At 41.3% G+C, this 719-nt stretch carries 1 protein-coding gene; it reads right to left on the bottom strand.

Translation table 11 applies throughout. The annotated features are described in order from the left end of the window. A partial coding sequence (locus tag R7O13_RS26925) for a PAS domain-containing protein (RefSeq protein ID WP_318305214.1) occupies window positions 1–506 on the bottom strand: 506 nt, incomplete at its 3' end. Between the last annotated feature and the right edge of the window lie 213 nt (window positions 507–719).

Here is a 719-nt window from a genome sequence, read left to right as displayed (position 1 = left end):
TTTGCTTTAAGCACTGTACCGTCTAACGTAAATTCAATGACTGCCATCGAGCGGCTCAGCGCATTCAGCATGTCTTCGTACTCGCGCGATGTCGTGATCGTTCGAGTCAGTTCAGAGGCAAACACAAAAAAGCTCTCAACCTGGTCACTTGTGTTTCGCACAGGCTGAATAACCACTCTTAACCACGCCTCTTCACCATCCCCCTTGGTGATTTGAAACGCGCCATTCCAGAATGCTTTTGCTTGAACCGACTGTTTCATGCGGTAAAAGTGGTCAGTATTTCTAACGTTTGATGGTACATGGTCAGAAATATGCTTCGCCAAGATATCCTTATCTGACAGTGAAAGTTGCTGCAAAAACTTTTGGTTTGCCGATGTGACGTTGCCTTTCGCATCCAACGTCAGCCTTAACATTTCTTCGTCTAGGCTTTGCTGGATCTGTTGTAGGCTGTAGAGCTCTTGTTTTAATCGTTGGTTTTCTTGTTGAAGCGACTTATTAAAAAACATTACTTTCCCTTACTCGACCAATCTATTGATTAATCAAAGGTTTATTATTTATATCTATACAGCTCGATATTACTCAGGTAGCAGTATACTGGAATTTAGACTTGGCTCACAATTAATTACATTAATATCACTAGAGGACATTTGTTAATCAATGTGAACGACAAAATCGCAATCAGATTCGGGCAAGACGCTTATATGAGGAAAGTGAAGTGA

The organism is Vibrio sp. Y176, assembly GCF_033438945.1.
The sequence above is the reverse complement of the archived record's forward strand: the minus strand, read 5'-3'. Positions and strand labels throughout refer to the sequence as shown.